6 protein-coding genes are annotated in these 6,665 nt (G+C 42.7%); all 6 read right to left on the reverse strand.

Annotation, left to right across the window (positions count from 1 at the left end; genetic code table 11):
* Positions 1–662 (reverse strand): GH25 family lysozyme (locus tag FQ204_RS09535; RefSeq protein WP_260843580.1); only part of this gene is annotated, 662 nt, incomplete at its 3' end.
* Entirely contained in the window at positions 640–924 is a 285-nt protein-coding gene (locus tag FQ204_RS09540; protein WP_022524852.1) for a hypothetical protein, read from the reverse strand. The genes FQ204_RS09540 and FQ204_RS09535, both read right to left, overlap by 23 nt.
* 1 nt (position 925) lies before the next feature.
* Positions 926–1,156, reverse strand: coding sequence for a hypothetical protein (locus tag FQ204_RS09545; RefSeq protein WP_022524853.1), 231 nt, complete (start codon positions 1,154–1,156; stop codon positions 926–928).
* Positions 1,157–1,159: 3 nt separating this feature from the next.
* A complete protein-coding gene (locus FQ204_RS09550) occupies positions 1,160–1,486 on the reverse strand; it encodes a hypothetical protein (RefSeq protein WP_144211014.1) in 327 nt (108 codons plus the stop codon).
* Between the two features lie 19 nt (positions 1,487–1,505).
* The gene (locus FQ204_RS09555) at positions 1,506–5,567 is read right to left on the reverse strand and encodes a hypothetical protein (RefSeq protein ID WP_144211016.1); all 4,062 of its coding nucleotides are present in this window, start codon (positions 5,565–5,567) and stop codon (positions 1,506–1,508) included.
* Positions 5,564–6,665 (reverse strand): phage tail family protein (locus FQ204_RS09560; protein WP_144211018.1); only part of this gene is annotated, 1,102 nt, incomplete at its 5' end. The genes FQ204_RS09560 and FQ204_RS09555, both read right to left, overlap by 4 nt.

Below are 6,665 nucleotides of genomic sequence, written 5' to 3' on the forward strand. Positions count from 1 at the left end.
CCATCAAGTCCACCAGTGATGTAAGTTGACGTAAATTGAAAGATAGCAATTCCTGGGAGTGACGGGAAAAAGTTGTAGTTTGGTGATGGCGTCACATTGTAATCTGGATAAGCTCCAATCCACAAAGAATTTGGAAATTCGGCTAAAATCCGATTGTAATCCACATGGGCAACTGTATAAGGCTTGTATGAGTAATACATTGGCGTATAGCCTGCTGCTCTAATCATGCGCATGCCATGTAAGATGGCGTTTGTATTTGCTTCTTTGCTGGCGCTCGCCCCGCTCTCATAATCCAGAGCCACAATTGAGCCTTTCGGTGTTTGTACCTGCGGAAGAAATGTATTGAGCACTTGTTCACCAAGGGCTGCATTGCCGCCCACCTCGTACCAAACATAAGTATGAGCACGTTTACCCTGTGCGATAGCACTTGCTACCTGCGTTTCATACGTTGATTGACCATACATACCATATGCATTGATACCGCCAATTTGAATGATAGCAAATTTATCATGACCATAACCAAAAATACCATTCGTACCTTGATAAACTGACCAGTCGACGCCTTGATCGCCTACCGCTGCTTGTGCAGCAGTAGGAAGCATGAAACCAAGTACGATTGTAACAAGAGCTAAAAGCTGCTTAATTTTCTTTTTCTGTGTCATCCGCTGTGTCTCCTTTTTTATTTTTAAAAGCCAATTCGTAATAGCCGATAGCAGATAAGCCGGCAATTAGCCCACCCCAACCATACGCAGCATAATCACCATGTGCAATTGTTGCGGCGTACGCGAGACCTACAATAATCCCCAAACCGAGAGCTAACGTAGATACTTGTTTTCCGTTTAGATTGAATTGCGTCTTAACAACATTTACAATCGCTGAAATGATGGGGGCAATAATCCCCGCTGTGATTAAAATTTGTTGCATCTTATTTCTCCTTTTCAATTTTGCTTTCGAGCTTGTCAATTTGCTCGTCAAGGTAGTTTGTTCTTTCCTCTAAGCGATAGGTTCGCTCTACTACGCTATTATGCTTTTCCACTTTTTTCTCTAACTCCTGAATTCGGAAGGTGGTTATCTTAGCACTAGTGATAATCCCGCCAAACGTGCCAATTAGCGAAGCGCTAATCGTCACTACAGCATTTATAACATCAGGTGCCATAAATTACTCCTTTTTCTTTGTTGGATCATCCCAGATTGGTTCGCCCGCTTCGTCAAATTTCATAATATAGAAATTCTTGTCAAACATATTTGTAAATTTAAAGGTTGTGATAGAATTGTTGTATCTATCAAACGCCCAAACAAGCGGTACTTCCACCAATTTACGTTTGCCGCCCACAATTGCGGGGCGTTTTTGTGTTTCCTTATAAATGTAGTAGTCATCCGTATCATTTTTAAAACGAATAAACTCACCGTTTTCGTCCATATATCTAAGAGCTGTCTGCAAATCAAACGGCTCTGTAATTGTTTCAACATCAAGTAATTCTGCCATATTTTTTCTCCTTTTATTTTTAAATTAGTTTTCCATTTGGTACATTGCCGACGATTGGAAAGTCGTCGACGGTTGTATATGTGACCGTCCCAGTCCAGACACGGTTGCCTGACCTGTTATTAGTGTAGTTAATCGTCCCGTCAGGTTCTAAGTGCACAATACAAGTTGCGTCAATCGTCGCCTTATTGTTTCCTGTCAACAATAAGTGTACTTGCGAGATTGGCTTAAACCCGTCAGGAATTCTTTCTCGCGCTCGTGCATTTTCAACTACATCTGCAATATTCTTAACATCCCGCGTCACAGAAATTGTCACAAGATTACCGATGCGGACGAAGGTCGCACCAACTCCCCACATTAAATTCGAAGTTGCTTGCAGTCTCGTTTTTTGTAAGACCGCATCAATACTCAACAACGAATATGAGTTGGAATAACCTAAACTCCAAGAACCTGTTCCGCCTTGTGCTTGGGTGTTGTTAATCTTTTGAAACTCTATCACTTCGGGAGAAATGCGCATTGTATAAGTCAATCGGTCTGCTGCATCATAAGCGTTCATCAAAAAGCCATTTGGGAGCATCATGATTTCTTCTTTTGGAATATGAGAGCGAGCTCCTGCGGTGTTGTGATTAGTAATTTTGATATTCTCACCAATCTTTATCTCTCCATAAGCTCCACTGGTTCGATATTCGTTGATAATTTCTCCAGACTTTACCTTGCCAAGATTGGAAGCCAAAGCACTCAATTTTTCAACATTTAACTTGTCAGCTGTGATTGCCCCGTTGACAATCATGTCAGCCTTAATCTTAAGCAACTTAGCGATAATCTCCACCCATTCAGGATTTTGCGCAATCATGCTGGCCAGCGTCTGACCATTAACAGTCTTTTCGGAGCTAGAGACCAAACCGTTTTCGTCAATTTTGATTTGGTTCTTCTTGACGGTGTTATTGTTCAATTCCGTTACTGACTGCGTGATTTGGTTCGCCCGCTGGTCAAATGTAGATTGTGAGACCTTACTGCCGACTTCTTGCTTAACCGCCGCAAGTTGACCGTCCACGCCCTGCTTGTATTCGGCTAGCTTGGTTTCGGTGTCTTCGGGTGCTTCGGTATTTGCGGTTGCGAAAGTTCCAACTTCTAACTGAGGAGCCATGACATCGAGATAATCACCTTTAGCGCCATTCATCAGATAAACATAGCCAATGGACGTCTTGCCATTCTTAGAGCGTTTGCTAGTAAATTTAATCCTTGTCCAATTGCTATCTTGTAAGACCATAATCGGGCTAACACCAGTGTCATCATCCGTCCACCAATAAGATTGTATTCTTACTTTCTGTCCTTTTTTCCCTTTAACCCACCAAGACCCCGTATAAGTGTTAGCAGGACAATCGAATTCATCCTGTGCAACCCCAATTTGAGTATTAGCTGCGCCATTAGATGTCAAGCGGACTCCTTTGTTAAATCCACTCACAGGGCTATCTGTTACATCAATTGACTTAGCAGTACCTGCACCGATTGGTCTAAACGTTCCTGTGTTCCATTTTCCGCTAGCTAAAATCATGCTTTTAGCGCCGCGAATCAAGTTCACTCCGCCAATTGACAATTCCTCAAACCGTCGATTGATAGTTCCTACATCTTCTGTGTGTTGGCTTTTAGCCACAAAGTTTTCAGACACTTGCTTGCGTAATGCTTTTGTGCTGCGAGCTGTCTCTTCTCTGCTGTACTTTTCCAGCTCTTCCTTACGTTTACCATCGTCAGCCACATAGGACTTGACAGCTACCATGTCCGTTTTGAGACCTTCTGCAGTTTTTTCTAAGGTAGTTTTAGCTACAGTTATTTGCTCATCAACATCTTCTGGCGCTGGGCTCCAATCAGTCTTTATAGTGCCTTGCTCGACTTTGACTTCCCAAACTTTCTTCCGAGCATCTTTATGATAAGTATTAACTCGCAAATGATAAGTGCCTGTCGGTTTATTCCAAGTAAAGACTGTTCCGGTCGTACCTGTATTGCTATCGGACACAATCTGATATTTCGTAACCCTCTTATTCATCAACCAGAGCACTACATTATCACTTTCTTGACTCCTGTTGTGATACCTGTGAAAAACTCCATCGGTTTTAGCGGAAATCAGATATTTTTCACCCTTAACTAAATCAATCGAAGTGGATTGCACGTATAAAACATTGTTATCAAAATTCGATGGATTGCAGTTGGCGGGTTTAAACTCTCCTTTCGAACCTTTCAGCAGATTACGACCACCGACGGAAATCTGACTGATTTCTTCTCGTATTTTACCGGCTTCCTGCTTAACTTCCGATTTGCTAGCTTTATCTCCAAGCTGGCCAGTAATCCGAGCGAGATTTTGTTTGTTACTCTGCTCGTAAGCGGTTTGTTGGGAACTGATAGCACCGACTTCTTTTTTTACCTGCTCAATATTAGCGGAGCTTTCCGCCTTTTCTTTGAGCAGGTCTGTTTTAACATCGCTCAACCCTTGCTTGGTCTGCTTCATTTCCTCTTGCAAAGCATTGAGAGGGACTGGATCTGCAGGGTCACCTTTATCCCCTTTATCACCTTTTGGTACGACAATAGACTTATTATCGCTAAAGGTGACTTTCACACCATCCGATTGCTTTTCTGCTTTTGCAACCGTGATAGACTTACCGTCAGAACCTTTCGCTCCGTCATTAACATTAGTAAACGTGACTTGCTCTCTAGCAACCTCCTTATTATCAACTAAAGCAATAGCGGTCAACACTAATTTGCTGGACATGCCAGTCGCCTGAACCTCAAAAGTTGGAGACGTGCCAAATCCTTGATTATCAACTAACCATTTCCACGTACACTCAACTGGCTTCTGCCCTCTCTTTAAGCTCGGATAGATTGTTGATTGTCCTTGATTGTTCTTAAAGACAATCCCGTTATTGGTCGCAAGTTTAATTGTGTAGGGCGTTGCTTCGAGTGTTAGTTGTTCCACTCTTTGCAACAGTTCATTGGCAATCTGGCTCGACTTGCGGACATAGTTTGATAAGGTGGTTTTGACATCGCTTGTCTCTAGTAGAGCTTCTGTCTGTTCGCTAATGCGTGCTTGTACGTAAAGCGGAGGGTCAAAGTGCCGTCCGTCAATCAGTGTCTTTCTGTCACCGATGCTACCGTCAACTGCACCCTCCACTTCATAATCCACTTTTAACTCGCAATGCTTTTTGAGCTCTGCTAGCATATAACCAAACAGAGCTTCTTTGCTCGTGTGTTCAGTCTCGCTATCCTCATTGATGATATATCCATCATTTGTCTTTCGAGCGATAGATGGGTATTTATCTCTTGCTTGCGGTGCATAAATGGTATTGCTATTATTGTAAAAAAGCACATTGCCTTTATCGTCATAGATTTTTTTATCTAGCCCAGCCATCGTCAGACCGTCTTTGCCAGTTCTGCGAATTGCTGTATAAAAATCATCCATGTTGTCAGAGTAGTTAATGACTTTCAGCTTCTCACCCACTCTGACAGGCATACCCGTCTTATCTTTCCCAAGATTGCCCTCGCGATAGATATTGACCACATGACGTTTCAACGAGTAGTCATTGTTTAGCTCTGTGACAAATTCCAATTCAGCACCAAAGCTATTGGCAACCGAATAGAGCCGTGCTAGAATCGTGTCTGTTCCGCTCCATTCCAGCTTGATAGACTTGTCAGCTACTTCATTGATGCCAATCTCGAATGAGTGTTCTGGGTCGTAGTAATCGATGTATTGCTTAATGGTCATAGCATTTGCTGGCTTGTGTGGACCACGTTTTTCCTTATTGGCTTCCAAACTCAATGAGTAAGCCGTTAGCTCAATCTTATAGCCCGTCTTCTTGACGCTGTTAATATTCAGCCAAAAATCCTTGTCCTTAAACCGAAAAGCTAGCTTTTGTCCGCTTTGAGCAACCATCTTTTTGGAATGATAGGTCAGCACAAGGACACTACAAGCACCCTTTAAAAACTGAGTTAGATTGGCGGAGTTATATTTGATACCACTCTTATTATCAAAAAAACCGACATTGTGACTGTCGGTAGAATCTCTAATCGCAATTCGTACATTTCTCTTACTCAAATCCAAGCCTCCTCAATTTCTGCTCGTGCGCTCTCTACTTCCGCAAAGCTCGACACAAGCAATTGTACTTTTGTTTTTCCGGGTGGCACTTTAAAGTAGTCTGTTCCCAATATTTCGTCATCAGGCGCTAACAAGTTATTGACATACAAGCGCCCCTTTTCTTCTGGGCTCACTTCTCCTGTTGCGTCAATAAAGAGTTCTGCCCCCGTTGGATAACGATTGGGGACATCGCGCCAAAACGGCACGTTCAATTTGTAAAAGGAGAAGTCATTCAAGTAATGGTGCGTAACTAACTGATTGATAGTTGAGTTGCCCCCTTTATATTGCCCCGCAAAAAACTGCACTTTGGCAGCCTGCTTATCCTTAATCCTTGATTCGAAGTAATGGTGATAACCACCATACCAAAAGTAGGTGAATTTATCTCCTTGTTTCCGCAAATCAAACATGTTCCGATTCTGGTCTCGGCCTTCCGAGCTATAAGGATTATCTTTTACCCAAACGCTCGGTGTGAATTCGATAGATTTGACAACTCGACTTCCGCCAGCACCATCGCCCATGAGAAAAAGGACGAGCGCCCTGTTTCGTGCCCGTTCGCTTTTCTCAATGGCCATACCTGCAATTAAGTGATTATCGCTATCTACTACAGATAAGCACCAAGCTCCTGTCTGACTGACTAATCCTGTTTCAAACCAAGCACGAGCCCAGATGTACCAGTCTTTCGCTTGTTCAGAGAGTTTCAATTCTTTAACCGCTCCAAAATACGCCCCGTTAGCTGTATTTGTAAAATTAGCCGGCAACAATCCCAACCGTCCGCCAAAAGAGGAATCGGCAGACATTTTCGTGACCACTTTCTTATTTTGATTTTCATAAAAAATAGTGCCGTCTGTCCAATTCTTAAAATCCCCTTTGCCATTTGCGGCAAGCAAGACATTCTTCTTCTCTTCCACCAAATCTGTTTCTTCAATTTTCCCAAACTGCATAGCGCCGTATTGGCTGACAATGCCAACATAGCCCGATTCATGTTTGAGTTTGATTCGGTAATTGACCGATATTTCTGCACTACCATTATTTATAATTTCAGCTTCTAGCACGCCTTGC

The sequence above is a fragment of the Streptococcus constellatus genome (genome assembly GCF_902167705.1).
Classification (GTDB): domain Bacteria; phylum Bacillota; class Bacilli; order Lactobacillales; family Streptococcaceae; genus Streptococcus; species Streptococcus constellatus_A.

Coding starts and splice junctions, on each gene's coding strand:
- FQ204_RS09540 (WP_022524852.1), bottom strand. CDS start 924: ATGCAACAAATTTTAATCACAGCGGGGATTATTGCCCCCATCATTTCA.
- FQ204_RS09545 (WP_022524853.1), bottom strand. CDS start 1,156: ATGGCACCTGATGTTATAAATGCTGTAGTGACGATTAGCGCTTCGCTA.
- FQ204_RS09550 (WP_144211014.1), bottom strand. CDS start 1,486: ATGGCAGAATTACTTGATGTTGAAACAATTACAGAGCCGTTTGATTTG.